The 23,734-nt window shown below is 43.5% G+C and carries 34 protein-coding genes; 2 read left to right on the top strand and 32 right to left on the bottom strand.

The features are described 5' to 3' along the window. Positions 1-104 precede the first annotated feature (104 nt). From AC3RPL_RS04420 to AC3RPL_RS04310, 23 genes are all read right to left on the bottom strand, one after another. The gene (locus AC3RPL_RS04420) at positions 105-656 is read right to left on the bottom strand and encodes a DUF2726 domain-containing protein (RefSeq protein WP_490739102.1); all 552 of its coding nucleotides are present in this window, start codon (positions 654-656) and stop codon (positions 105-107) included. Between the two features lie 501 nt (positions 657-1,157). Continuing rightward, the gene (locus tag AC3RPL_RS04415; protein ID WP_490739101.1) at positions 1,158-1,583 is read right to left on the bottom strand and encodes a hypothetical protein; all 426 of its coding nucleotides are present in this window, start codon (positions 1,581-1,583) and stop codon (positions 1,158-1,160) included. A gap of 16 nt (positions 1,584-1,599) precedes the next feature. Beyond that, on the bottom strand, positions 1,600-2,424 hold the full coding sequence (locus AC3RPL_RS04410) for a hypothetical protein (RefSeq protein WP_490739100.1): 825 nt from the start codon (positions 2,422-2,424) through the stop codon (positions 1,600-1,602). 9 nt (positions 2,425-2,433) lie between these two features. Further along, entirely contained in the window at positions 2,434-3,060 is a 627-nt protein-coding gene (locus AC3RPL_RS04405) for a PIN domain-containing protein (protein WP_186979174.1), read from the bottom strand. Between the two features lie 60 nt (positions 3,061-3,120). After that, the gene (locus tag AC3RPL_RS04400) at positions 3,121-3,435 is read right to left on the bottom strand and encodes a hypothetical protein (protein WP_490739099.1); all 315 of its coding nucleotides are present in this window, start codon (positions 3,433-3,435) and stop codon (positions 3,121-3,123) included. Positions 3,436-3,494: 59 nt separating this feature from the next. Continuing rightward, positions 3,495-4,178 carry a hypothetical protein gene (locus AC3RPL_RS04395; protein WP_490739098.1) on the bottom strand — a complete coding sequence of 228 codons (684 nt, stop codon included), beginning with the start codon at positions 4,176-4,178 and terminating at the stop codon, positions 3,495-3,497. Between the two features lie 19 nt (positions 4,179-4,197). After that, positions 4,198-4,536 (bottom strand): hypothetical protein, encoded by a 339-nt coding sequence (locus AC3RPL_RS04390; protein ID WP_490739097.1) that lies wholly within the window; start codon positions 4,534-4,536, stop codon positions 4,198-4,200. Positions 4,537-4,538: 2 nt separating this feature from the next. Then, positions 4,539-5,279: a hypothetical protein gene (locus AC3RPL_RS04385; protein ID WP_490739096.1), complete on the bottom strand. Its 741-nt coding sequence runs from the start codon at positions 5,277-5,279 to the stop codon at positions 4,539-4,541. 62 nt (positions 5,280-5,341) lie between these two features. Next, positions 5,342-7,024 (bottom strand): DUF4942 domain-containing protein, encoded by a 1,683-nt coding sequence (locus AC3RPL_RS04380; protein WP_490739095.1) that lies wholly within the window; start codon positions 7,022-7,024, stop codon positions 5,342-5,344. Positions 7,025-7,062: 38 nt separating this feature from the next. Next, entirely contained in the window at positions 7,063-7,626 is a 564-nt protein-coding gene (locus AC3RPL_RS04375; RefSeq protein ID WP_117067829.1) for a hypothetical protein, read from the bottom strand. 107 nt (positions 7,627-7,733) lie between these two features. Beyond that, positions 7,734-8,168, bottom strand: coding sequence for a hypothetical protein (locus tag AC3RPL_RS04370; RefSeq protein WP_098992595.1), 435 nt, complete (start codon positions 8,166-8,168; stop codon positions 7,734-7,736). Further along, entirely contained in the window at positions 8,165-8,626 is a 462-nt protein-coding gene (locus AC3RPL_RS04365) for a hypothetical protein (RefSeq protein ID WP_490739094.1), read from the bottom strand. Before AC3RPL_RS04365 ends, AC3RPL_RS04370 begins: the two co-directional genes overlap by 4 nt. Positions 8,627-8,727: 101 nt before the next feature. Next, positions 8,728-9,198, bottom strand: coding sequence for a PH domain-containing protein (locus AC3RPL_RS04360; protein ID WP_490739093.1), 471 nt, complete (start codon positions 9,196-9,198; stop codon positions 8,728-8,730). Next, positions 9,191-9,859 carry a DUF2726 domain-containing protein gene (locus AC3RPL_RS04355; RefSeq protein WP_490739092.1) on the bottom strand — a complete coding sequence of 223 codons (669 nt, stop codon included), beginning with the start codon at positions 9,857-9,859 and terminating at the stop codon, positions 9,191-9,193. Before AC3RPL_RS04355 ends, AC3RPL_RS04360 begins: the two co-directional genes overlap by 8 nt. Before the next feature lie 133 nt (positions 9,860-9,992). Then, positions 9,993-10,352: a hypothetical protein gene (locus tag AC3RPL_RS04350; protein ID WP_201435249.1), complete on the bottom strand. Its 360-nt coding sequence runs from the start codon at positions 10,350-10,352 to the stop codon at positions 9,993-9,995. 39 nt (positions 10,353-10,391) lie between these two features. Next, entirely contained in the window at positions 10,392-11,351 is a 960-nt protein-coding gene (gene rdgC / locus AC3RPL_RS04345) for a recombination-associated protein RdgC (protein WP_490739091.1), read from the bottom strand. A gap of 14 nt (positions 11,352-11,365) precedes the next feature. Beyond that, the gene (locus AC3RPL_RS04340; RefSeq protein WP_490739090.1) at positions 11,366-11,776 is read right to left on the bottom strand and encodes a hypothetical protein; all 411 of its coding nucleotides are present in this window, start codon (positions 11,774-11,776) and stop codon (positions 11,366-11,368) included. Positions 11,777-11,850: 74 nt separating this feature from the next. Then, a complete protein-coding gene (locus tag AC3RPL_RS04335) occupies positions 11,851-12,270 on the bottom strand; it encodes a hypothetical protein (protein WP_107321199.1) in 420 nt (139 codons plus the stop codon). Next, the gene (locus AC3RPL_RS04330; RefSeq protein WP_490739089.1) at positions 12,270-13,094 is read right to left on the bottom strand and encodes a Dam family site-specific DNA-(adenine-N6)-methyltransferase; all 825 of its coding nucleotides are present in this window, start codon (positions 13,092-13,094) and stop codon (positions 12,270-12,272) included. The genes AC3RPL_RS04335 and AC3RPL_RS04330 overlap by 1 nt, the downstream gene beginning before the upstream one ends. A gap of 65 nt (positions 13,095-13,159) precedes the next feature. Further along, positions 13,160-13,801, bottom strand: a complete 642-nt coding sequence (locus AC3RPL_RS04325) for a nucleoside triphosphate pyrophosphohydrolase family protein (RefSeq protein ID WP_490739088.1) — start codon at positions 13,799-13,801, stop codon at positions 13,160-13,162. 75 nt (positions 13,802-13,876) lie between these two features. Then, positions 13,877-14,347 carry a hypothetical protein gene (locus tag AC3RPL_RS04320; RefSeq protein ID WP_490739087.1) on the bottom strand — a complete coding sequence of 157 codons (471 nt, stop codon included), beginning with the start codon at positions 14,345-14,347 and terminating at the stop codon, positions 13,877-13,879. Positions 14,348-14,370: 23 nt separating this feature from the next. Further along, positions 14,371-16,437 (bottom strand): ATP-dependent DNA helicase DinG, encoded by a 2,067-nt coding sequence (dinG, locus tag AC3RPL_RS04315; RefSeq protein ID WP_490739086.1) that lies wholly within the window; start codon positions 16,435-16,437, stop codon positions 14,371-14,373. Between the two features lie 135 nt (positions 16,438-16,572). Continuing rightward, the gene (locus AC3RPL_RS04310) at positions 16,573-17,850 is read right to left on the bottom strand and encodes a DNA polymerase III subunit beta (RefSeq protein ID WP_117067821.1); all 1,278 of its coding nucleotides are present in this window, start codon (positions 17,848-17,850) and stop codon (positions 16,573-16,575) included. Between the two features lie 267 nt (positions 17,851-18,117). Here AC3RPL_RS04310 and AC3RPL_RS04305 point away from each other — a divergent pair, with 267 nt between their 5' ends. Next, complete coding sequence (locus AC3RPL_RS04305) at positions 18,118-18,531, top strand: DUF1496 domain-containing protein (RefSeq protein ID WP_490739085.1); 414 nt, start codon at positions 18,118-18,120, stop codon at positions 18,529-18,531. A gap of 35 nt (positions 18,532-18,566) precedes the next feature. Next, positions 18,567-18,857, top strand: coding sequence for a hypothetical protein (locus AC3RPL_RS04300; protein ID WP_490739084.1), 291 nt, complete (start codon positions 18,567-18,569; stop codon positions 18,855-18,857). Here AC3RPL_RS04300 and AC3RPL_RS04295 read toward each other — a convergent pair. From AC3RPL_RS04295 to AC3RPL_RS04255, 9 genes are all read right to left on the bottom strand, one after another. Continuing rightward, positions 18,820-19,140, bottom strand: a complete 321-nt coding sequence (locus AC3RPL_RS04295) for a hypothetical protein (protein ID WP_490739083.1) — start codon at positions 19,138-19,140, stop codon at positions 18,820-18,822. The two genes, AC3RPL_RS04300 and AC3RPL_RS04295, sit on opposite strands and share 38 nt — an antisense overlap. 16 nt (positions 19,141-19,156) lie before the next feature. After that, complete coding sequence (locus AC3RPL_RS04290; RefSeq protein WP_098992610.1) at positions 19,157-19,528, bottom strand: hypothetical protein; 372 nt, start codon at positions 19,526-19,528, stop codon at positions 19,157-19,159. After that, complete coding sequence (locus AC3RPL_RS04285) at positions 19,525-19,842, bottom strand: hypothetical protein (RefSeq protein ID WP_490739082.1); 318 nt, start codon at positions 19,840-19,842, stop codon at positions 19,525-19,527. The genes AC3RPL_RS04290 and AC3RPL_RS04285 overlap by 4 nt, the downstream gene beginning before the upstream one ends. 46 nt (positions 19,843-19,888) lie before the next feature. Beyond that, the gene (locus AC3RPL_RS04280; protein ID WP_490739081.1) at positions 19,889-20,899 is read right to left on the bottom strand and encodes a hypothetical protein; all 1,011 of its coding nucleotides are present in this window, start codon (positions 20,897-20,899) and stop codon (positions 19,889-19,891) included. Between the two features lie 18 nt (positions 20,900-20,917). Continuing rightward, on the bottom strand, positions 20,918-21,379 hold the full coding sequence (locus tag AC3RPL_RS04275; protein ID WP_490739080.1) for a hypothetical protein: 462 nt from the start codon (positions 21,377-21,379) through the stop codon (positions 20,918-20,920). Positions 21,380-21,413: 34 nt separating this feature from the next. Continuing rightward, a complete protein-coding gene (locus AC3RPL_RS04270) occupies positions 21,414-21,905 on the bottom strand; it encodes a hypothetical protein (RefSeq protein ID WP_490739079.1) in 492 nt (163 codons plus the stop codon). A 7-nt stretch (positions 21,906-21,912) separates the two neighbouring features. Continuing rightward, the gene (locus tag AC3RPL_RS04265; RefSeq protein ID WP_113456003.1) at positions 21,913-22,569 is read right to left on the bottom strand and encodes a hypothetical protein; all 657 of its coding nucleotides are present in this window, start codon (positions 22,567-22,569) and stop codon (positions 21,913-21,915) included. Then, a complete protein-coding gene (locus AC3RPL_RS04260) occupies positions 22,554-23,057 on the bottom strand; it encodes a hypothetical protein (protein WP_490739078.1) in 504 nt (167 codons plus the stop codon). Before AC3RPL_RS04260 ends, AC3RPL_RS04265 begins: the two co-directional genes overlap by 16 nt. A gap of 136 nt (positions 23,058-23,193) precedes the next feature. Continuing rightward, complete coding sequence (locus AC3RPL_RS04255) at positions 23,194-23,664, bottom strand: hypothetical protein (RefSeq protein WP_115455036.1); 471 nt, start codon at positions 23,662-23,664, stop codon at positions 23,194-23,196. Between the last annotated feature and the right edge of the window lie 70 nt (positions 23,665-23,734).

Raw genomic sequence — 23,734 nt, 5'->3', positions numbered from 1 at the left:
TAGTTATGCGCGTTATGTTCGTTAGGTTCGTTAACGATGGTACTTAACCACATTAGTTTAAATGCCGGGCATCCGGCAAGTTAACTTTCAGATATTATTGAAAGTTAATCTTGTTTACAAATTGTATTTGAAATGCTGATAAGTAGTTCGTTGTGATTGTACGCACGTTTCACTGGATGGCGAAGTATCGGCAAACCAACAGATTTGAACACGCTATCCACGAAATTATCACGAGTAATGCGATCTGATCGCTGGTGGCTCTTGTCATCCAGTTCTATCACAAGAATCGGCTTTAGATTCACCGGATCGCACAGTAGATAATCAACATGTTTAGCCTTTATTTTTCCAAAATGGGCCATGTAATGGCTACCATTTTTCTTAACAAGAATGATGTCAGCCAGCCTGACTTTTACCATGATTCGGTATTCATCCGCTATAGCGCACACTAATGCATTGTAGAAAGCCATTTCAGCCTTCGTCATAATCGTTGGCGCAAGCATGTAATTTCGAAGTTCGTAACTGCCCTTGCGTCGGCCTGTAAGGCCACCTGATAAAGACTTTAACAGTAAGATAATGATCAAGCCAATGACCAAGTAGAGCGCAGGTGTAAACCGGGAAAAATCGACACTGTTAAGCATTCCATCGATAATATTCATTGATTCTCAGTCTACCTCTATAAGTGGTATGGAGTCTTCGATGTCTTTCAAATCACACAGCCCCATCATTATGCCTAATCTTGTCGGGACGTTTAGGCGTCTTTTGGCATAAAGGTATGCCATTGCCCCCATGCAGTACGACTCCTTACCTGAGTGCTGATACCGACCTGTATCTTCATCGTAACCCCACCACTCGCATACGTAGTTTTATGGCAAAAGAAGGGAACATTATCATCGGCCATAAGGTCTTTCTTAATACCAGACAACCGCCCCTCAGCCAGAGAGATACCGTGCTCTTTCAAAAACGGACAATTCTTACATGGGGCTTTCATCGCGAATAATTTATTGATGTTCAATTTATCTGAACTCCCGGTTGTTGGCGCAGGCTTCTAGTTTTACAGAAGGAAGACCAATTTTACATCATGAACAGGATAACCCAAGTTTAGCTACTGAAACAAAAAAGCCACTACTGGTAGAGTGGCTAATCAGGGACGAAGAGTTTTATTGCGCTCGCGCGTTGAGCTTAAATTGTTCGCCAGCCTCGCTGGCTCGCTGTGAGCTGCCGCTCACCAATTGTTCACAAGATCTGTGGCGTAGCTCCGGGCCTGCGTTCACTTCGTCGAACTGGCGGGTAAGTTGAGCGCCGGGGTCTTCATTTTCAATGCGTTTTACCAATACCGCGATCATCCTTTTGGCCTTATCCCGATCATTTGTAGCGCGGGTAAACGCCTCCTCCGCTGCGTTGAGCGCTTGATGATACTGACCGTTACCACCATCCAACGTTGTCCGGCACGCATACGTCGCTACTATGGCGGCTGTGTAAGCCTTGATGACGTTGTGCGCCCGGTCGTTAGCCAAGGGATCATCGGCTGCGGTAGCGCAGGCGCATAACAGCATCAAGGCACCAGCAAATACATTATTTTTCATTCTCATAAATTCGTTCTCAAAATCTGGATTGTGGATTTGAGCCTTTAACACCACCGCGCTTAAACAAGCACTTTTCAGGCATGTAAATCTGCTCAGCGATCACATAGGAAAACACCGACAGGAAAGCCAGCGGGAGAGCAGACAGAAAGATGAGATATTCATTTCTAACGGCCATATACGACCAGAGAGCCATGAGACAGACGGCGAAGAATGAGAACAGCAGCATCGTACCAATATTGCGAAACAGACCACGGAAGAGTAACCCAAGGTTACGATGCATGGGCGCATTACAGTTTACCATCACTCCAATAAGGACTGCGACAAAAGGGATGCATACGAGCACGGAAAATGTTGCGATGCTAAAGATATTAAACATCACCGGGAACACAGAGCCGAAGCTGACTGGCATAGGTTGAAATGTCTGCGGCGATAGTCCGGCAGGTGCGTTTGTTATAGATGGCGGAACATCAGCCGCGTTTGCAGACGGGATATAGATGCGGATTAACCAAAGTATAAGGAGTAACAGAATTGTCACCACAATCCCCATCAAAACATTGAAGATGACGTTGCGGAGTTCTTTACTTACTGGAAGAAAGTCATTACCTGAACGGTAGCGAGTGATTAAGCATACAAAGTAGATGGTAAATATTGCGGGCTGGATAATGAAGTACCCTAACCCCTGCATAGTCACCTGCCCCATAAGTAGACTGATGGAGCCACCACCAAAGCCAATAATGACAGCTATCATTATCAGACCTGAGACGGAGAACATCAGTTTAAGAGAATGAAAAAGCATGGTATTCCAGTCAGATAATGCCAGTTTGCGTGGATAGTTATGCATAGTACCCTCTTATGCCGTCTTCTTAAGTTTGTTTCCGGTATGGTAAGTAAAACGCTTACCGTGAGTGTTAACCAAGCCCCTGCTGGTCAGTAAGTAAATCACTCGCTTAAGCTCTTTATTGCTAATGCCGCCTTCACATTCACTTGTCGATTTAATTAAACCTTCAAGCGCCTTACGATCCTTGGGGGCGTGGTCAGACATCGCATTAAGCGCACGAATGATGCGTTTAATGTGGCTTTCACGCTTGCTGGTATGTTTTCGGTACGGAAGGTGTGAAACCTTTACCTTTTTGGTTTCGGACGCGCCAGAGACGCTCTGGCGCTCTATCTGGGTTCCATTAGCGTTGAGATAGCTGATAACGGGATCATACCCTTTATCGTTAGACATTATGATAAAGGCTGCGCTGGGATCACGTTGAGTGATTTTCCCGACAAATAACGCGATATGAAAATCTAACGCGTTGGAACCGGTGCCGTGAATTTTCACGTATTCAGCCCGCTCCCCCAGAGGTTGCAGGATGGCTGCGAGGTCAAAGTTAACCCGATCCTGCTGGTGCCCGACAAAGATGACAAAATGAGTTTCAGGTCGCCTTGCGAACCGGTTTACGGATGGCTGGACATTCTCATAGTCAACCATGACATACGTTCTCCCGCGCTCCGGGCTGTCGTTTCTCATATCCCCCCCTACAGGTAACTACTATTTCGTGCGATATTTTTCAAACGAGACAACGGTACTCTCCCCAGAGTGATCCGCTGGCTTTATATCCTTTCCACCCACAGGACGAAAAGCGTAAACTTTAAAGCCCATAAAATTTAGCGATACACCACTACCGCCAACTTCTGAACAACTCCCTCCACTCTTTTCGTAGATGCGCATACGGCCTTCAACTTCATTGAAGATACGCCGAATATTGTTCATTGCTTTTCTGTCACTGCGGGCCATACTCAATTCTTCACTGCTCACCGTTAAGCGATAAACCAGCAGTTTGAACCATGAACGAAACTTTCCCATAAAGGCAACTCCGTGAATGCTGTTTCGCTCATTATCTCATGTAAAATTAAGAGCCGAAGTCAGATGACAACGACCATAGAAACGATAGTCCGTGTTTTCTCGCAATATGAATGACAAAACTCGCAGCGCCCTTCCCCGTGGACAATCTCATCAGTAACCGGAACGGCCCATGAAATATTGAGTTTCTCATCCATAGACACGCTATGCATGTTACGGAAACTGCGCTCCTCTGATTTCATAGCATCATATAGATGAGCGGAATTCCATGCAGGATCAACAGAGCTAGGTTTCCCCGTGACCACGGAAGAACTACAACGAATGCAAGTGGCAAAGTTTTTAATAAATAAACGTCCTGACATTTTGTGACCCCGCTTTGTTGGTTGTGATTTAGTTTCAAGTTCAATCATTTTTTTCTGATCATAGGTCACAGGCCGGTTGAAGTCAGAGACATCAATAACCAACCCGCTGCTTGCCAAAGCCGTGGCTACGGTTTCAGATAATATACTTACTCTGCCTATGCGGCATCGGACGAGGCCACCGTCAAAAACATGGCAGCCCAGCACACTATCCCATCCCGTTTTTTTTCCATAAAGGGTTTTCACATACTCACCTAGCAAAGCCTTTAGCTCTGGCCTGCGGGCATGGATCATAAAGAGGGAGGTGATTTCCTTACCCTGAATATCACTTTTAATCTGGAACAAGAATGGTTTTTTTTCATAACCACTTTTATCTTCATCACCCATTGCAACAACCCATAAAAAGCTATTTTATCTCAGAGAGATATTGCTGGCATTTTCGGTAGATGCTCGTGGCCAAAGCAATAACCTCATCATATTTCATTCTATCGAGGCCAAACTCTATCTCATCTTCACGACTGGTATGCGACATCCTGAACTTTCCAGAGTGTTTACGCCCAGAGACGAACCAGCAAAGCTCCCCTCCCTTATCGGCAAGGATGAGGAGCCTGGTCTCGCCTCGTTTATCAGTGATAGCGAAGCCCTGCGGAGTAGGATATATCAAACCAGATGAATTATCAGGAACTGTTGAGTTGTTTGCTGTAGTAAAGAACAGTTTTTTGTTACCTAATCTGATCTTCTTCATCGTCATGCCATTACACCAAATTCCCCTGCAAGTATAGAGAACAGGTGACGGGCCATCTGAGAACGATGAATGTCAAAGAGGAACTCGCCACCAAGTTTTACTAAGTCTGCGTCCTCAAGGGCAAACATTGACACTACCCGCCCATCAATGTCGGCAGCAGAACAAAAATAACGTTCATTAGCGCATTCAGTGAGCGCAAACATTGGTTCTCGGCTGGCGTTGATGAATATAAAACCTTCAATCGGGTCATAATAAACCGCCCCATCCATCCCTTTAGGAATTTTACGATCCTTAGATACAAAATATGTTTTATTGAAAAGTGTTACAGATCGGCGAATGCTGTCAAAAAAAAGCTGTTTACCAACATACTGCGAAGACCAAAGCTGGTGGGCTTTTCTGCATGACCTGAGCATGGTAAGAGCTAAGTCCTGCGAGTGAATTCCAGATGGAACACCGAGACTCCATTCACGAGTAAATTCAGGATATATGATGGGTATCTTGTTCTTCCCGTTCCAGTCAACATCCATCAGATCAGGCTCTTCACGGGAATGGAGCATGATTATTGCTATCGACCGTCGATTACTGTCAGCAAAGATATAGGTACACGAGTACGGGAAAACACAGCCATCGTATCCTGCAACCATTTCATCATCGCGTGCCTTTAGGAAAAGGTATCGCTTTTCATTTATTAAAACGTATGGCTGCTGACCATTCTGATTTCGTGCAAAAATTTCAATATTCATCATCCCCCCGGACAATACTCGTATTGTTTTAAAAAGGTGCTCGGTAAATCACGTTCACCACGTTACTTCTCATGACGATCAATCGTGATGATTACTACGCTCACCGTTGTCCCCTCAAATGCTCGCGTATACTCATCAGAGAAAGAAACTTCATAACCTTCGCCTATAGCATCAAATTTCTGACTGGAGGACGCAGAAGATGGCAGTACGGCCACCAGCTTTCCACCCGGTTTAATGAAACTCAAAGCATGAAACAGGTGCCGTGACCAGCGCCCCTCGGAATAAGGTGGATTCATCAGAACGCGGTCAAATAAACCTGTATCTGTTGGTTTAAGTTTAAGAAAATCGCCCTGAATGGTGTTGTAGCCTTTAGCTCGGAGTGTAGCTACGGCCACAGGGTGTATTTCTATAGCTGTAATTTCAACTTTTCTGGGCAATAGCGCCAGAAAATCACCAAACCCGGCGCTTGGATCAAGCACAGAATGGCTATCATTTAACTCAGCAAGGTCTACCGCACTCTGGCGTAGATCACCTTTTGTTGGGTAAAACTGGTGAGAGTCCTGATCGGGCAAAGTGCCATTGATAAAGATGGATTCAAAAACTGGCGCAGGATCAAAATCAAAGCGATAACAGTTCTTTTTTTCTTCATTACTGCGGCCACCCAGCATCAGAAAAATTCTTTTTACGGTGATGTTTGTTGTGGGTGAATGCAGATAGTTACCGGGTAAAAAATATTCATGGTTTTCCTGAACATTGATTTCCGCAACCGACCTAACGGATTCAGACCGTGCCAGTTCGCCAAAATAGTTACATACAGAAAATGGCAGGATTTCAGAATAGAGCAAGTATTGTTTATCAGTAATCAATTTACTCACCCGTAGCTTTTCACCCCGTTTCTTTTTGAGTGGAATAATATTTGGGTATCTATATGCCAGAACGACATTAAGTGCGTCCGCGATATCCTGACTGATCTTAACATGGACAGTGCCGTTCTTGTGAGGCTTGAGAAAAATGGTGTCACCGTCTATTGGAACCCATTCGCCGTAATATTTCTTTAAGTCGTCAAAAAGATTATAGCTTGAAACGGATTCAGCACCTTCACGTTTAAACATCAGACCGACAATTTTACGCAGATCGTTAATATACTCCTGATTGTCATAGTGACGGTCAATTGAAGGCATTGCGTTAGCTACGATCATACGCATTGAAAAACCTTCGGATTTATTCGTAAAATGCGTAGGAGACAGTTTTTTAAAAACACCATCAACCATTTCACTGAAAAAATCTTTTCTTTCATCTGATAGAGTTTTAGCTGTTGTCAACACTGTTTCCAATTCAAAGGGGAGCGGCCTGACATTTTGTAACGAGAATCGGTCAGCTTTTCTCCATCTGTCGAGGTCATCAAACCATTGGTCACGTTTTTCGGCAGGCATAAAGTTTTTGACATTGATAACGTCTATGAGGCGATTCCAAAAGTCCTGATCGAGAGCACATATTGCACGGTCTAACTCAAAGAAACGTTCAATGCGTAGCGTCTCATGCAGGCTATTTTGTCCGGCAGCAGTAACGAAGTAAGAGAAAGCATCCCCGTATCGATTTCCCATGACTTTGCTATGGAGTTCGACGATTTGTTTTTTTAATAAGGTGCGTTCTTCAACGAGTTTCTTTACATCATTAATACAGCCAAATCCTTCATATGTTGTGCAATCGGTTTTGTAATCGTCAATCAGCATTAACTCGGACATTATTTACCCTACCTCAGAATAATTAACAGGCTGGATTGTTATAGACATTCACTCTCGTCATTCTCTTCTTCTATATCAAGCGGCATGAATATTTCATGCACGATAGGTTTAGAGAGGAATTCAGAAAGGATAAGAATACGAGCACCTTTGTTAATAGTTCTGAATAAACCGTATGATTTCCAGCCGCAGATAACTCCATCTGGATGTTCTTTGCAAACTTTTATCGAATCACAGTCATAAGGTGAGCTACTGACCCCTCCACATGAAGGACATCGAAATTTTTTGGATGGGATGGCATTACGAAAGTCCACAAGTGTTTCATATATGATTACACCATCTAAATCTGGCAGGTTCGCTTCCTGATAGAAATTTGGTGCGCTATAGGATCTGATAGACTCCAGAGCTTGAATGATTTCACTCTGAGGTAGAGCCAGTTTCTCTGAATATTGTTCCAGCATATGGTCAATGAAGTTAACCATAATACGAACAGTTGTGATATCGAAGCCGGACGATAGACATTCATCTTCAATCTTTTGAATGATGGCACGTTCGTCGAGTTCTTTCTTTTGAACGGTTAAAACCGAAGCTATTGATACGGTCATTGTAACATCCTTCAAATATACAGAGTGTATCATCCAACCCAGTAAAAGAGGGGTCTCCCCCTCTCAGGAATGAAGTCGATTTAATTTGAAAGATGATCTTAAACTGGTCAGGCAGAGGGCCGAATAGCTAAGGCCAAATTTTTATCAATTCCAACGCATTTTCCTTTCCCGGTTACACAAAGCTGGTATTTACCGGAAATGAGTTTTTGTAAGGTTACATCATCCCCCTTCACCAAGCCGCTTTGCATACTGGTGATAAAATGCATTTTGTTCGTTGTTATAAACACAGTTCCGAAAGCGCGATCATACTCGGTCACTGACTTGACAACCCCCAGAGACTGACTGATTTCTACTTCTTTCTGTTTGCTCTCGAATCGCAGTGTCGAAAGCAAAATGAATCCGAAGAAAAGGAAAGCATAAAAATAGTCTATTGAGCGGAAATATTTAAGCGGCTTCCGTGGTGAAAACGCCTTTTTTTTATGTTTCCCTGCGCCTGCCTGAGTCGGCTTATTTGGGGTGACATATCGTGTGGTTATTTTCATTTCGATTTACTCGCTCTGATTTTTTCGGCCAGTTTTAAACCGGCAAGCATATAAGCAACTTCGGTGTCTGAAAGCGCCTGAATATCAATCGCTTTTAGCCTCTCCCGGCGCTTATGTTTCAACGCAAGCTGAGCATGAGTACCACCAGCCAGATTTAGCCCTCCGAGCATGTGGGCTACCTGCTCCTCAGACAGTTCATCCATATTCAATGCGGCCAACCTCATTCTCTGCTGCTGGCAAAAGTAGTTTTCGAGATGTTCCGCGTCATATGGTAACGCCCTTACCCCTTCCGGGTCACGGGCCGTTAATTTATCAAACGGAGTATCAGTGCCTGAAATAAAAAAAGTCGTATCAGTTACAGCAGTCACGATGGCTCGGGAAAGTACCCCACCATCGCGAACATAGAAAACATCGTCTCCAGTTGATAAATTTCCTGTCCAGTATTTAAGCTCTGACATTTTCCCCCCGGAAAAAGTTAGCTACTTGTACTGTTCACTTTACCACCAGTTTTACGCAACCAAAAAATTCTGAGGTAAGTCGTCAATAACTGAAATCGACCTCACTGTAAAGAGCCAATATCAATGTCGCGCACACCTTTGCGGGTACGACTGGCCTCTACCTGCTCTCGTAGCACAGAGAGAACATTTTCTGCATTACGGATGCCAACCATGTTAATCGTGCGCTGACGGACATCCTGAGTGTCAACGTGAAGGATTGCCAGTCGGAAGATCAGCAGATACAGCGGGCGACGGATGCTGTAGTCTCGAACGCGGTAAAGCTCTGTCTCATCCATTTTCCGGTTGAGTACCCCCCGGTAAAATCGAACGCGCTCAGTAGTGATTTCATAACGAATGCAGTGAACAACCAGATAACGCCAGATAATAATAACAACCGGGCCTAGGTAAAAGGGAATCCCATACATGCTGTCATTTGTGACGAAAAGAAGAAGACCAATGACCATCCAGATAAAGTAATGAGGTAAGTTGAGAACCTGCGATGGTCGGATCACGGCAATAGTTTTCTCAGTCATTTACGACCTCTTCAAATTTTTCATACAGAAGGTTTGATAGAACATCATCACTGATGTCGCTGGTATCATCGTATCGGAACAATGGGATGTGCATTCTATTCATCAGCTCTGCGATAAATGGCCCGGAAGAGAGCGCATTTAACGTGTTTTCAGCCATGACAACACCGCGAATTTCACCGGTATCAATATCCGTAACCACGAAATCAAAACGTGCATTTTTAAAATTACCATTCAGAGCCTTTGCCCGCTCAGGGTTTGTTTCGATAACACTTTTTTCTGGCCGGATAATGTCTGTAATGCGGATTTTTGGTGAGATACGAAAGTCACCAGACAGAAGGTCTTCAAGGCGTTCGTAAATCACGCTCTGCTTATGGTTAAGCAGGAATTTGTCAGCCACATACCCTTCATAAGGATTTGATATCGCTTCTGAGCTTTGTGTGTCTCCACTCTCCTCTTCATCTTCGCTGAAAAGATCATGGACAGAACCAGTTTTCGCTGTAATGGCTGGCAGCTTGTTCATTTTACCCGGACTGGCTGGCGCTCCGCCTGCTGTACCGATAGTTTTCTCCTTTTCTCGTTTTTTTCCCTCATACACAAAAAAAGACACCAGAAGAACTATCCCGATAACTAATATGCATAATGCTATGAGTTTTAATGACATGATTACCCCATTAGTATTGCTGTGAAAGCGTTCATGTTGCTTATTACGCCATAAAGACAGGAGTACGAAGTACAACCTGTCTTTATGATACAACTAAGCTGTGCTGCAAGACACAGCTCCTAATGTAGCTCCATCATTGCTGCCCGGCGATATCGTGTCGTATCAGGTAGTCACCCAGACAACGCATTGCATTGACAGTAAGATCTCGTTGAATTGCTGGTGGCCTAGCGTTATCTAATTCGCTTTGACGTGCCTCACGAACCTTTGTCAGAAAAATATACATTTCTTCCGGTAATGAAACTGCCTTTTTAGTCATAAGCGGATAATCGCTCCGCGCTACCCACCCATCCCATGCACTTTGTTTTCTCAGCTCATAAGCTTCATAGCCCAATTCCCCTTCTACTGGGGGAATCCAGTCAGCGTTACCCGCCCTTTCCTTTTCTTTTGAGTTAAACCATTTAAGAAAAAAAGAGTTAATTACAGCATCAAGCATGTGCCACCTGTTTTTTCATAAAATTCATTTAATGGTGTTTTACTCACCTTCACCATGATTATGATTGCTTTCTGCGTCATCGGCTTTCCGTTCGGCTTCACCGCCTAGGCCAGTGATCAAGGTATTGATTACAGACATCAATTCGCCGGTGTAAAGCACAAAATCAGCATCAAAACGTTGAGCAAAGTCTTCGCGATCAATGTCATCATTTTGCTCTTTAAGTGTTTCAGAGAAACGCACCCGACCAATCGAGAAGTCATCTTTGAGGACAAAGCTGATACGTTCCTGCCAGTCCAAAGCAACCTTTACAACAACTTTACCGGCATCGATATGGTTTGCGATCTCATCACAAATCAGATCCTGATTACGGGCAGTTACCGTACCACCTTCTTCGAGAACTGCTTTCAAAGTGGCGTCAGTACCTAACGCCAACCCGGCAGGAAGGTTCCCTGAACGCACCCACTCTGTTACCGTCAGCTCAATGGGCTTTTCCATAGTCAGTGGCACCACAGGCAGAGAGCCAATGGTTTTACGCAGGAGCGCCGTAACATCTTCGGCGCGACGAGCGCTGGCCGCATCCACGATAATCAGACCGGCTTGCGTATCGGCCCAGATAAAGGTTCGCGTAGTTTTAGGCAGGGTAACTGGTAGAAGGCTTTGAAGGATCTCATCTTTCAGCGACGCTACTTCGGTGCGCTTGAGTTTACGTTTTTGTTCTGTTTCCAGCTTGGTTACTTTCTCATCAAGTTTTTCTTTGATGACAGATGACGGGATATTTTTCTTTTCGGTTTTAACGCAAAGCAGAATAATTCCTGACGTTTGATGAGTAAGATTATCATACTCATCACCCATAGGAGAAACCCATCCGCTTTTTGCCATATCCTGTGAACCACAGGGCGAAAATTTGAAATGCGCAGTTTGCTCCTCCAGTTTAGAGAAATCAACATCCCGAGACAGACGAAAGACGATCAGATTTTTAACGGAAAAAGGTGTTTGCATGGAGACCCCTATTTTTAAGGTTGAATGACTAAGCTTTGCTCACGAATGAGGAAAGAAATACGCTCCTTTATCGCTATTGCAGCCCAGTAAGGTAAGTTTTTTTCATTGCAGAAATCCGTATACATTTTCGATGCGGAATCCTTGCTAACAAAATATTGAGCAGCAATTTGCTGACAAAGTCTTTCTGTTTCATCATTTTTTAATGGAGGAACAGCAAAAAGTGTTTCATTCACAGTATTCCCTCGGGTGATTTCTTTAACGGTGATCTCATAACCTCTTGCTTTCAGGCGTCTTATCATTGCATTTTTTACTGGTGCAGAAACTTCTAGTTCAGAAATAACAATGGGACTATTCTCGCTGTACCGGGCATCAATACGCCACATGACAAATGACGCAGTTGTCAAATCGTTACTGTCGAATATCATCAACATTATTCCAGTCTCTGTACCGTATCTTATAAAGTGGAGTCATTCTACCTTAATCGGCAAGAGGGCCGAAGTTACACAACACACCCGCATTGATTCGTATATCTGATGAAAGATTCATGATCCATTGCTAACCACTCAGATAGAGTGTCCCATGCCTCATTTCTTTGTTTTTTGCTGACCGCATATTTCTCATTGCTATGTACCAACAGCAGTTTACGAACAAGGGCAAGCAACTCGGTTCTTAATGAGTGCGCATTCTCGATGATGTCATTTTTGATGCTTTCCATCTCATTTTTCATATCAGCTATGCGTTGTGAAAGATATTTACGATAACGAATGCGTGTAAATAAACTCAGCTCATTTAAAGAGAGCAAATCTCTCTCTAGTGATTCTTTTCTGCCATTGAGTTCAAGCGTGATATTGCCAGAGTCCGCGATCAAAGAGTTAATGGCAGAGATAATGATTGCAATGTCCTCGCTTGTCGATTTCACTATACGGCCACCTGCAACAAGGTGCTTTTTGCAGGGCGATAGATAAGTAACTCGTCTGCTTTCTTCTCATCACCTGCTGCAACACCGACACTACGTAAAGCAATCAACTTTTTTTGCTGAAAAGCGGAATACATATCTCGCATATAAGGTTCATCGTGAGACGAAGCGACTACGCTGACCCCTTTCGTATACATACCCTCAAGACATGCTACCAGTTCACGCTGATCCGCCATGTTAAAGCCACTGCTGTGGTATTGCGTGAACCGGCTTTTCTTAATGTATGGTGGATCGCAATACACCACATCTCCCGGTTCGGCCAGAGCCAGTGTTTCCTTGAAACCGGCGCAAAGCAAAGTTGCGTTTTGCAGCTTCTCACTCAAATGATGAATTTCTTTCTCAGGGAAATATGGTTTTTTATAATGACCATACGGCACGTTGAACTCTCCCTTCCGTTTGTTATAACGACACAGCCCTCTGTATCCGTGTCGATTAAGGAAGAGAAACAAGGCTCCCTGAGTTAGAAGGTCGCTGGTGCGTTGATTAAAAACATCTCGCAGGCGATAATATTCATCGTGAGAATTGCAGCAAGAGAATAAATTGCGGCTCAGTGAGATGATGCTCTCAGGTTGCTCACGAATCATTCTGTAAAGGTTTATCAAATCCTGATTAATATCAGCGACCACATATCTTTCATATGAAGTGTTCAATGTCACAGCACATGAACCTGCGAATGGTTCAATTAGGCGCTTACCCGGTGGCATGACTTTTCCTATTTCGGCCATCAGCGTGCTCTTGCCACCAACCCATTTCAAGACAGCGCTCATTTATCCCCCTCGGATAGTCTTAGGTAGTCACTGTCGTGTCTCCCTTTGTGTAAAATGCCCATAGCTTACTTGGTGCCAGATTCCAACACTTTGCGTTCTTCAACCAGATTTCTATTTTCTTCGTGCGCAAGCCAAGATGAAAACTTGTCAGGGTAACGGACTGCTAACTTAGCAATATTTGCACTCAGGTATTTTTGATATGGAATACCAGCAGCGTCGGGGAATATCCCATTTGCATACCAGTTAATATCACCTATTTCTTCCGAAAGGTTAATCATATCAAGAGGGTCGCCCTCAATATTACGGATCATGGCCTGGACAATTTCTGCACTTTCCGTTGAAATGCCAAGTACAACATGCAAAATGCGTGTGTCGATACGTGCTAGTTGTTGCGGGCCGATATCAGTATAAAAACCACACTGGTTTTCGAACATCTCATGCTTCTGACAGTCAGTTATTGTGTCATGATCGACATCATGACGAAGGTCTCGCAAACTGTCTATCGCGCGTTCTATAGATTCATTCATACGGTCGTAATCAATATCTTTACCATAAAAAATATGTTTTTTAATCAGATCGAGAATGTCACCTATAGCGCCTGTTGCAAGCAATGCTGAATAGAGCGATGGCGCACTCATGTTGGATACAGAATCTATAATCGATTCTGTGCGTAGAGCTTCTTTTGTATACTCATTCAACTCCATCATACAACCTCAGAAAGTTAATTGTTATTTGTATTGTGTTTTAAAATAGTCAGGAATAAAAACTATTCGAGAGCACATTCATTTTTTTATCATTTCCATGATTTCATTACTACAGGTTCGAAGCTCCTCTACTTTTTCAGCATGTTCTTTTGTCTCTTTAGCTTGGCATAACAGGTTATAAGCATGTAATGTATGGGTTCTGCGGAACAGTACGCCTGATTCAATTATAGTGGATAAATACTCCAGTGGTTTGATTTGTTCATCTTCATCTGCTCTTTTGATGAGCTTAATAGCCGTGTGAATATTTTCTGGTGTTTCAGGAATCAATCCCGCCATCCAGTAGCAAGTCCCAAAACCACATCCTAAACTTAGAATTGTCCACAAAATGACAGCAGCGCCCGGCACGTTTTTACTTGATGAAAAAAACACTGACAAACAGTAAAACCCAAAAACAAAAACAACAAAACATAAAATACCGATAGCAATTAATGCTAAAATATATTTGTTCCTCAGATTGCACTGGCGTTCAAAATATATGTTTTTGTCCATGCTTTAGCTCCTGTCTACAACAATTAGCGAATTACACGTCGGAAAGGCGGTAAGGAATCAAGGATTCCTTTTCCGTATTTTTTGGTCACAAGTCGGTTATCGAGTATTGTCACTGCGCCGGTATCGCTTTCGGTACGGATTAGTCTTCCTACAGACTGAATCAGCTTAATGCAGGCATCCGGCACGGAGATTTCCTCAAATGTATTTCGCCCTACAGAATCCATCCACTCAGCAAGAGTCAGACTAACTGGATCTGTAGGAACCATGAACGGAAGTTTCGTAATAATCACGTTGTTACAGTAGTCCCCCGGCAAGTCCACCCCTTCGGAGAAACTTGCCATTCCAAAGATGACGCTTGCTTCTCCCCGGTCAATGCGTAGTTTATGGCGGGCCACAATTTCACTTTTAGGTAATGTCGTCTGCATCAGAATGCTGTCTTTCAATGTATCAGGCATCATAGCGAACACGTCTGTCATTTGCCGTTTCGAGGCAAACAACACAAGGCAACCTTTCAGACGTCCCACCAGCTTTGGTAACACAGCACCAACCTCGTGTGTGTGGCCGTCTACATCCTTCGGCGAGAACCGCATTTTCGGAATGAATAACACGCCATTTTCTTCATAGTTGAATGGAGATTGTGCCAGCAATGTAGGCGTTTCAGGAGGCAGGCCAGCTTGATCCAAATATGCATCAAACTTTCCTAATGTGCGAATAGTTGCCGAAGTAATTATCGCAGAATGTACAACCTTCCAGACATCTTTCATCAGCATATCGCCTGCATGTACAGGACTACTGTTGATAATGATCTCGTTTTTTTTCTCACGATTGACTTCAACCCAACGGGCAAATGGAATACCGTTTTTATCCCGGTATTTAACATTTACGAAGTTGCTCCATGCAGTGACAAGACTATCCAGACGATTCTCCAGCTCTCCCACTATCATCTTATGCTCACCAGTCTCAGGCGTACTTTTAGACTGATCATCAATGATTTTTGCCATCTTGCTGTTGGTGCTTTTCATATCGTTGAGGATTTTGCCTACGCTTTTCGCATAGTTAATAACTTCCTTTGGCGTTTCACCTGACGGAAAGATGCAGGTTTCGCGATTGTCATATTCGGATTTGAAAGGTAGCGTTCGAAGCAAAAAGTCTTTTGTTTCTAAAAGTTCTTTTTTCAGCTTGCTAACCTGCGCATGAAGATTGGTTACAAGACGTTCCATTTCTTCATCATAATTGTCCACAAGTGGGATCACCATATCGAAAATTTCATCAATCCACTTTTGTGTCGCGTCGATTGAACAGGATGAAGAAAAGTGGCTGATAGCCTTACTCGTCAGGTGATGGCCTTCATCAAACACATAAATACTCTGCTTTGGTTCCGGGAGGACAACGCCGCCCCCCAGAGAAAGATCAGATAAAACGATATCGTGATTCGCAATAATTACATCTACTTTTTCCAACTCTTTGCGGGCAGCGAAAAATGGGCAAGACTTATAATAAGGACAATGATGAGATGCACACTGTCCACCTACTGCGTTAACCTTTTGCCAAATGTCATCGCGCACTTCGACCGGATATGTGTCACGATCACCGTTCCAAAGATCATTATCAAACTCGTCACGCAGAGTTTTGATATTCTCGTTTTCTTGGCCGAACAAATTCATTTCTTTGTCTGATTGACGGTTAGCTCGAAGCTTGCAGAAATAACGCCCTCGACCTTTTGCCATCGAGAAAGTGAAGTCTAACCCTGCGCTGGCGCGAATATCAGGCAGGTCTTTATAAACAATCTGCTCCTGTAGCGCGACTGTAGCGGTTGAGAGAATAAGCGTTTTGCCTTTAGCTTTAGCGAGTGGGATGAGCGGAATTGAGTAACCCAGAGTTTTACCAGTACCTGTGCCAGCCTCGATCACGCAAACAGCAGGATTGCCGGTTCGCTCTCCGTTGCTGTCTACTTCAATGCCATTAACAAGGCCATAGCAGAGATTCATCATCCGTTTCTGGCCTGCACGAGCGCTTACACCTTTCTTATCGAGAAAAGATTGATAGGCTTGCGCGATGATGTCGCTGGTCGTCGGCTTGGTCTTGCTCATTTCTCATAGCTCAGTGAATTGATATATTTTAAGTTTATCACTGTTAGTGTTGGGGCCGAAGTAACGGCCCCGGCAAGAAAGAATATGTGTTTAGAACCGTAACTGAGAATACCTCATTCAACGCCTGTTACTGAATTACAATCGTAGAGGCATAATCACATCAAGGGTATCTCCATGCTTGAAAAAAATGCCGGAAGTCGAATCTTTAATTTTAATTTCCACCTCGGTGCTCTCTGCATTTGACGCGAGCATTCCGTTAATGGCATCGAGTAAATAATGTCCATTAATACCAATTAAACATTCGTCCTGATCGCCATCTACCTGAGTGGCGGAAACAATCTCCTCACAATCGACTGAATTTGTTTCCGGGGATGAGATCACAATTTCACTTGCGCGAAATGATAAGTTACATTTTCCGGGTGATTCTTTGGATACAGAGCCGGATGAGAGAAGGTGTACCGCGCGCGACATTGACTCGCGAAGCTCAAGCAAGTTCGCGGTAAAAGTTTTACTGGCTTGCCTCACTCCTTTGGTAATCTGTGCCCAACGCGGATACCTACCTTGAACGAGATTGCAAACCAGACGGATTGTGTCGAAATGAAAAATTACGTTGTGGCTACAGAATTCCATCCTGACATCACCTTTTTGCCCTTTCAATATTTTCTGCATTATAGGGCAAACCCCGACAGGCAAAATAACACCAACATCTTGCCCTTTCATATCCACTGACGAAACTGGTGCATTTAATCCATTTTCCGGCTTATCTTTTACAAGAATAGCGTTCTTTGTGGTTGCCATGCGATGACCGTCTGTGGCAACCATGAAGAGCGAGTTATCAAGGATGTTAAGGTAAATCCCGTTCATGTAGTATCGAACATCGTTACGTGCCGCGCAGTGAAGAATACGCTGCACATTCTGATAAAGCATTTCCTGCGGGAATGACATGCTGAATTCTGGTTTTAGGAACTCTTCCTCGATAACAGGGATATCCCCGACGAAGACCGGCAGCTTGTAGGTGCTTTTACATGCTTTGACGATCATTTTGTTTTCTTCGCTGTCATATCGGAATCGGATATGATCCACGCTCTTCATACTACGCATCAGGTTCGATAGCTGTAGTGCAGGTATGGAGACACTAATGTCGCCGCAGGCGAGAGCCACTTTACCCCGAGAAAGAACCTGAGCAGTATCAATATCAACGGCCAGCACAGACAACTCATCACCGACTAATGTAAGGGTAATCATCTCAAGAGCCTGAAAGATGTTCCCGCCTTTCTTAACTATCATGCAAGCAGGGTCGATGATTGCTGACATATCGGTACTGGAGATATCGAAACCCGGCATATCTTTAATACTCAGTCTCTTCTTTTTAGCTGGAGAAACCGTTTCTTTTTCGTCGGTAACAGTAGCCATGTAGCCCTCACGTAATTAAATTAATCACGCTATGATGGTATCATCAGCATACTGGGGGCCGAATAGAAAACTGACAGTATGTTTTAGAAAACCGTGAGGTTGGTAGAAACTTGTTTCTGCCTGCCGAGGGGTTGGCCGCAGGCAAGCTTTGTGGGACTACTGCATTGAATGGCTTCGGGTCAAAGTCTGAGGCGGTATACTGAAATCGTTATAAAGATGATTAACTATGGCAGTTACTCTTTACGAACAAAGAATGGAGTGTGTTAAATGAAAAATACATTAATAGTTTTGCTGGTGGCATGTACATTCCCATCTTTAGTGATTTCAGCAGAACGGAATGTTTCTGCTGATTCAGAAACAGGGGTAAGCAAGATCGTTTCTTCTGTTTCTGACTCTACTGAGGAAACCACGACTGATAAACTTAATAAAATGGTTGGAGGTGGCAGTATTGACTCAGCATTTGCTAATAGCCGCAAAAATCTGAATGAAACTGTACAACCACGTCCTGCTTATCCGATAGTTCCACGTCCTGATATGACAGAGTCTCCTACTTGTCTATATAACAATTCTCGTTTCAGCGAGGGTGCGGTTCTTTCGGTTGATAAATCGCGAGCCATTCAGTGCGGCAATAAAAAGGACAGCCAGGGTCGCGCTGTAGCGATCTGGAAAATTATCAAATAAAAAGTGAACAGGGATGTTCCCATGAGGATTTTTGCATGAACATAAAATATTTTATTACAGGTGTAGCTCTATTATTAATTTCTGGAGCTAAGGCGTCAATGTCTACTGATAGCGGTCTGGGCGATAAGGAATTTCGCTATGCGGTTGTGATATCTCTTGCTCAAGGGTACATAAATATTATGTCAGACAGGCCCGAACCATCGGTTCGCCAGAAGGGCGATGCCTATTCAAAGTATGTTGATTGCCTGAATAAGCACCGAAAACAAGAAGTTACAGGAGATTCAATCTTTATGGCTGAAAACTGTTATCTTCCCCCTGAGTTTTAAGATCACGGTCTTGAGTCATGAAAATCCGCTCGTAGTTACCTTTTTTTAAAAATGGAGCGATGCTTTTAGCGATTTTTTGCAATTCTTTGTCATTGCTCAGCTTGAAATCGTTGACGATATTATACAGTCGTATCTCAGAGTCGTTTGAAAGCAAGGATACTCGGCTACGAATCTTCTCTCTTAAAGTGTCGTCAACATTCCTCCCTGCAATATCACTTAGCCAGTCAGTGATAAACTCAATCATTTCAACTTGACTATGCTTTTTTTCAGATAAAATTTCCATCAGTGCTATCCTTCTTTTACCGCAAAATGTCTGTGAGTTTGTACATACCCAGCCGCTTCATCAGACTCATTGCTTTTCCTACACAAGAATGATTAGGGGAATGCCTGTTCAGTGCGTACACCAGCATTTTCATCATCATGCGCACATTCTCGGCTTCATATTCAGCATCTTTACCTTGAGACAGCGGTGCGTCCTCAGCACTGGTAGAAGGATATTCGCCGTTGTTAAGATATGCTATAAGATCACCAGACAGCATATCTGGGTGCTCTTCCGCCAGTTTACCGAGTTTAACCCAGCGTTCTACCAAAGATGTTTCTGGTATTCCCTCACTTTTGGCCTTTTCAGCAACAGTCGTTGCAATGTCTTCTTTCAGGATTCCAGTGATCATTGTTCATCTCCATCAGTATCGAGCACCACCGTACCGCACTGTTCTGAATATCTCATGAATTTAGCAATCTTAGCCTTTTTTGCGTTAATATTATCTCGATTGGGAATGTATGTACCGGGATGCCTTTCGTTAAGTAACTCTATTGTACCGTAAAGGTCGTCCAGCTCCAGCGCAAGCCTCTGGGCATTAGTTAACGATTGTCCGGGCTGAATCTCATCAAGACCGAAACGTATAGCTTTACTCGCTCTTACTGCGATCTCGTTACATTCTTCACTCAAAACATCGAGCAAGTATTGAGTTTCATTCAGTGGCATAATGTGTCCCCCTATACACAAGACGGCCCAGCAGGCAGGATTATGATTATTGGTTAATGGGCCAGCCGTGGTAGGTCGCGAAGGCTATATAGTTCATCGCATCTATGGGGGCATTTTTACGTATATGCCTGTTCATCCCCGATATACATGATTTTTGCCAGTTGTCAGCCATCCAGTCATTCTCGTGACCAGCGTCCCGCTGGCTTTCAGCCTGACTCAAATGAATCAGCATTTTCCCGGCCACATTGACAACCAGATCGATGCTTTCCTTAGACAGCCTGCTTTTCGGCAATGGTAAGATACGTGCGGAATATAGGGGGTCAGGAAGGAGTGTACCATCTTTCAGTTCCTGAGTAAGTTGTTCAAAATTCCAAATCAGACTGCTGGTATGACTCAGCACGTCCTGTGCCAGAAAGGGATCATCAACATTCTGGATGCCAAGAACACGGGCGGTGCTTTTTGTTAGATGCTCCACCAGCCCAAGCCGTTCGACTTCTTTTTTTAGTGCCAAGTTATTTTTACGTTCCTGTTCTAACTGAATTTCTGCTTCATCTGCACGGCGTACAGCTTCGTCATGCTGTGAGGGGAATGATTTTTTTGCACTGTTGTGAGCCATTTCATGCACTTCCAGAGCCGCGAGGTGTTCGTCTCGGGCCAGCAACTTATTACTCAGTTCTCTTATCTCTTCGGTCAGGCGTTCGTTTGCTGCACGTTCATAATTAACTTGCTCATGTAACTGAGCGATCTCTTCGATATTGGCTTTTTCATTCCCAATGTTTCTTCGATAAAATGACACCTGCTGGCGTAGTGAACGGTTGAGGTTGGTTACTGCATTAAATTGTTTAAGAAGTCCCGTGTAGTCTTCGGCAGGTTTGTACGATTCACCAGTTTCAATGTCCTCAGAGAGGAAATGAGCAGCCTCCACCAGCAAGGCTAATGCGTCAGGGCGGATTTTTCTCAACTTGTTGGAGCTTAGGGAAGACAAAATATCTTTCATCGGAAAAGTACCATTTAACTCGCCTGCTAACTTTTTGATTTCTTCAAGGATGTTTTTCATAATTCACGGTTTCCTTAGTTAAGAAAAAAAAGGTTTTCTGAAAAAACGGACAAATAATAGCACCGCTAAATAAAAAACAACTGTGCTGAGATAGTACCCAGTTATGTTTCTGGTAAGTATGGATGCCTTCTTGTCTGCGCTGACATCCCCGTATTGATGACAGAGGACTTCGACTTGTTTCTGTTCCATTGCGTCCTCTGCAACAGGCCACATTTCTTCTGGGTTTTTAGTAGCGGTGGGTACTAAAGGCTCATCCATACAGACACGATATGAGTTTGAATTCGCGTTGTAATCGACTGATTTAATATACTCAGTGATGATGTTCCCAGCTCCACCAGCAGAATAGGCCAGGAGAAAAAAGAAGAAAAAGAATGTTACACACGGAGCCAAAACAAACGTTTTAAAGGCGAATGCAGTTACTAAAGAAAAGCGACTAACGATTTTTCTAAAAACTGAATCATTATAAATATTGAAGTTCATTTTTTTACCTTGTCGTCAAAAGTGAATCGTATGCCTACGCATCGCCCTTGTATTTTTCTATAATCATTTCACGCATCTCACCTTCTTTTGAACGCGTGTAGATGATATGCTCGATTGCTTCACTTTCCATTCTCACCCAATTCTTTATGCAAATGTAATCTTCGTGATCTCTTTCTTTTAGTGATCTTGTGAGATAAGTATTATGTTTATTTGCTTGACAATCCGGCAATGGAGATACATACGCATATACACTGGCAAAAATTCTTTCGTCGGTAGTCCTTAGCTTCTTCCTTAAAAATGGTCGAATAATAAAACCAAAAACAAAAGCAGCAACGACCACTCCGCTTATACTATAAGGAAATGGTGTAACCCAAACGATCAGGCTACCAACTAAAAGGAAACAAATCAGACAGATGTTGTTACTGTCAACTTGGTCGAACCTGATGCCAGCTTGTTTAGCGTCACACAGACGTTTGATTTGGTTAAGTTGGTTTAATTTCGCTTCAATAGTATTTGTATCAATCATTCTTGCCTCATAACAAATCGTCTAAAGTTTTATACCTGAAACGGTTCCCGATCATATTATTTCTGATGAAGGTTACTGCATCCATAAAACTGTTAAAGTATTTCGGGTCTTTCCTCCCATACATGAACATTGTAACGCTGATAAGTCCATTTGATATCAACTGTCTTATCTGTAAATCAAAACTCTCCGGTGCGCTGTGGCAGACTATTACTGCCCTTTCTCCGTCAGTTACAGCATACAGATGAGGAAAGATGGTTTCGAGAGATAGTGAGATTTTCTTGAGTTGTTTGTTTGTGGTTTCTCCTCTTATTGAAACCCCCAGCGCTTTCTGCTGGTTTTTTTCAAAGACTCCTGCCGTAAACAAACCAAGTTTTTTAATCTCTTCTTCACCACGCTCAGCGAGTATCTGGCTGTTTTTTTCAGGCCGCTCCAGTATGAAGCTCCATTCTGGTTCGCCAGTTCCCCAACGTTCAAGAAGCAACTTGTCGCGATTCTCTTTTATTTCGTATATAGCATCTTCAAGCTGTGCTTCTTTCTCATGCAAAATGCTCAGTTCACTGCGAACACGCTGTAAAGCAGCTTGTTTCGCAGCGATGGCACCATTGGCAATGAGGATTCTGGTTTCCCTAAACCCTTCTGGCTTTTCACTTACTTCTGAATCCATTTTTTGCCGGTCTTTTCAAGAGCCTCAATGACCTTAGTACGGTAAGTGGAGATAGAGCCTGCAACTTTTGCAGTCAAAATAATATTGGGCAGTTCTACGGGGGTTTCATGCAGAATGATAAGGTTGTCCAGAATTCCTAACAGGGCATGAATGTTCTCATCGCCAAAAACGGTATCCGCACGGTCATACAAATGGATTATTTCTTCGCTGCGTTGTTCTGGGTTTTCCCCTTTCACTTCACGAATAGTATCTGCCAGATCACGCATCTCATTGATTATGGCCTTGTCATTGTCATCAACTGCACTGATTGCAAGTGATGCGCGAGCGAGATTTTCATGGCATCTTTTCCAAGCCTGCCATTCCCAATGCAGATGGGAAAGAATTGAGCTGCTGTCGATGTTATAGCTTTCACCGTCCCGGCGCTCCTGCACTACCCAGAGAGGAACCTTGTAACGTTCCATTGCATCCTTTTCAAAAAGTTCGCGCATGTCTATCATCTTTTCCTCTTCCCCTTTTTATACACTGTATAAAAATACTCTCATACTTTTAGGGGAGCCGAATAGAATGAGGCAAATTTCTCGAAAAAAAACCGCGCGTATAGCGCGGCGATCATATCAATAATTGTTAGCCTAAAGGCTGGCCGTTATTGAATGTCTGAGTCAAAACATGCTGGCTTCGATCAACCCAGTCCTGAGAGTTAGTGCAGTCAACATTTGCTTCAACGATTTGACGGGCTGATGTATAGAGAGGGCTGTTATACCCCCCACGTGTGGATAATACCATCCGTACACCGTTCAGATACGCGTAAACCGGATCACCAGCTATCGCCGTGTCAACGCTGGCGTTACGGTCTGCACAATACTGCTGGCGCATCTTAGATACATCCTGAGCTACCTTTACACAGTCAGGGCAACCCTGCTTATAGGCTTGAAGCGTCTCAGCCGTTTCTCCCGCAATGCGCGGATATTGTACTTTGGATAAATTGTCGGTTTTGGTTGTCGGATTAAAAACTGTAGCAAAAGATCCGAAACTGACACACAGAGAGAATAACCCGCCTGCAATCACCCCGGAGCGGAGAAACTTTGATTTATTCATGAACCCACCTTTTCATGTCGTGTGTATGTACTTTGATACATCTGCTTCTGCATTCACTATTCTACAATGT

This window comes from Erwinia papayae (genome assembly GCF_058241465.1).
This window is presented reverse-complemented; position numbering and strand designations above follow the sequence as displayed.